This is a genomic window from Planktosalinus sp. (assembly GCF_059864935.1).
The window spans coordinates 1-2,451 of sequence record NZ_JCBCCK010000518.1 but is presented as its reverse complement, the minus strand read 5'-3'; the positions used below and the strand labels follow the sequence as shown (position 1 = coordinate 2,451).

Sequence of the window (2,451 nt, the reverse complement as noted above, 5' to 3'; positions counted from 1 at the left end):
AAATTTTTAAAATCTATGCAAGAACTGAATTCAAAAGAGTGGCGTGAAAAAGCTTCTTCAGACCCAAATGCAGTAATTCTTGATGTGAGGACCGATGAAGAATATGAAGAAGGAATAATTCCCGGCGCCATCCAAATGGATGTCTTAAATCCCGGTGAATTTGTCCAAAAAGCGCAGGAGTTAGATGCTACAAAAAGTTATTATGTTTACTGCCGTGCAGGAGGCAGAAGCGCTCAAGCTTGTGCTGTTTTAAAATCTTTAGGAATTAATGATACATACAACTTAATTGGTGGCATCACTGAATGGGAAGGGCCTATTGAAAAATAATTTCGGAAAATTTTATGAAACAACTTAACCTAATTCTCATCACGTTACTTCTTTTTTCCTGCGCAGACAAAAAAGAGTCACAAGTATATAAAATTACTGCTGATCAAATGTTGGAGGCCATTGAAAATGAATCCATACAGTTACTCGATGTAAGAACCGAAGAAGAATTCAATGCCGGAAAAATCAAAAATGCTCAAAATATTTGCATATCCAACGACGATTTTAAAATGAAAGCCGAAAAACTCGACAAGGAAAAACCTGTGTACCTTTATTGTAAATCCGGTGGCAGAAGTGCTAAGGCCGCAGAAATATTAAAAGATATGGGTTTTAAGATTATTTATGATATGACAGGAGGTATTGAGGAATGGAACGAAAAAGATTTTGACACCGACAAATCCTAAGCATACATCTTTAATTAAAAAATCCACCCTCAGGAGAATCCCGGAAGCAGATTTTTATAAGTTTTAGACTAATATCTGGTAATCAATGCCAAATTCTGAAACTTTTCAAGTTCGTCACCCTCAATAAAAACTGTATCGCCCCCAAAGCTGAGGTTGTGTTCAATCATTTCATCAATCACATCATCACACACACCTTTATGGTCTCTTTCCAGTTTGTCAACCAACATGATTTCATTTCCCGAAATTAGCCCTGGTTGAAAATGCCCTTTTTTAACGAAGAGTGTTTGACCTCTTCCTTCAAGAATGGCTTTCCAAATATCGTTGATGTCGTTTAAAAACTTCCCTGACCCAACAGCCCTGCCCAACTCGTCCATACGTTCTGCGTTTCGCTTTCTGTTGATTTCTTGAACAGCAGGCCAAGCATCATCTACAATATGGTGGATTTTGGCACTTTCATCACCCCGGTTTTTGTTGAGGTAGCCCATATACATTTCCTTTCGGTCTGCCACATTCATATAATGAGTGTAATTACGTTCATCAGCAATAAGGATTACCGGTAACGGATAATCTTTGATTGCGTTTAGAACCTCTTTATCAACGCGGTTAAAAAATTCTTCAATCAGTTTTTCATCAGATCCTCCTGTGTGGCGTTCTTGTTTTTCGGTATTGTAAAGGGTATCGTTTTTGTAAGGAAAGTTCCCCTTAATTTCAGCAACAGGCTTATCATTCATCGCTTCTATAAGTCGTGCATCATTTCGGCTTAAAACCAAAACATAATAGGCTGCCTGTTCGTGCTCAGCCCTAACGAGGTCTCTGGTTGCAAAGGTGTCGTCAATAACAACCCTGTCGGTTACATTTATTGCAAGCCGGATGAATTCTGCGAGTTCCTGATTGACAAAAAGGATTAAACTATCCAGGTTTTCCCTATGGTCTAAACTATCAACAAGTGCGTTTAACTTTTCCATAATGGGCCAAACAAACCGTTTTTCATAATCGTTGTACAAACGTTCTTCCGCATTTTTAACGAGGTTTTTTAAACGTAACGGATCCCCTTCATTATCAGGGTGGGTTCTGTGGGTGTTTAAAATAATCGTTACACAAGCTTCGCCTTGAATGTTTTTAATCTTCTTTAATAAAGTGTTCATACGTAATTTGATTTTTAGTTTTAAAATTTGAAATCAAGATAGCTATTTTCGATTGAAAAGGAATCTAACTAATCCATATTTAAGTAATATTTAGCAATTGAATCAAACCACTTCTAAAATTATTTAACGTGAGTTCGATATAAGTTTTTATCCGTGAAAATTTACTTAATCCCCTCCTTCGGCGGGCAGGCGTGTCATCAGCGTGCTATCCTGTTCCAATAAATGTAAAATAACACGCAGATAACGCTGATTTGACGGACAAACGCTGATTTATCTGTTATTTCTTCAAAATATAGCTTTTGCCGTTTGCTCAAAAAACTATAAGTAACCCAAACCGTTGGTTTGCTTTTTAACTCGAACTTACGTTATTTATGTTTAATAACATAAATTTCATACCCAAACAAGTTTTAAAATTTTCAATTTTTTATCTTTACTTTTCCTGACTTGTCCATTTTAGTGCGGTGGGAATAATTTAGTGATAAGCCCGGTCATTTTGCTTGACGGGCTTGCCTTGATGGTGACGGTTTTATTGGTCATATGGTTCAAGATCTGCCCATCGGCTACTTTTTTCGATTCAT

The 2,451-nt window shown here is 37.0% G+C and carries 3 protein-coding genes; 2 read left to right on the top strand and 1 reads right to left on the bottom strand.

The annotated features are described in order from the left end of the window. Window positions 1-327 (top strand): rhodanese-like domain-containing protein (locus AC6F75_RS14855; protein WP_500715867.1); only part of this gene is annotated, 327 nt, incomplete at its 5' end. Between the two features lie 14 nt (window positions 328-341). Beyond that, a complete protein-coding gene (locus AC6F75_RS14850; RefSeq protein ID WP_500715866.1) occupies window positions 342-728 on the top strand; it encodes a rhodanese-like domain-containing protein in 387 nt (128 codons plus the stop codon). A gap of 68 nt (window positions 729-796) precedes the next feature. Here AC6F75_RS14850 and AC6F75_RS14845 read toward each other — a convergent pair whose 3' ends face one another. Beyond that, a complete protein-coding gene (locus tag AC6F75_RS14845; protein ID WP_500715865.1) occupies window positions 797-1,873 on the bottom strand; it encodes an AOC03_06830 family ribosome hibernation factor in 1,077 nt (358 codons plus the stop codon). Window positions 1,874-2,451 lie beyond the last annotated feature (578 nt).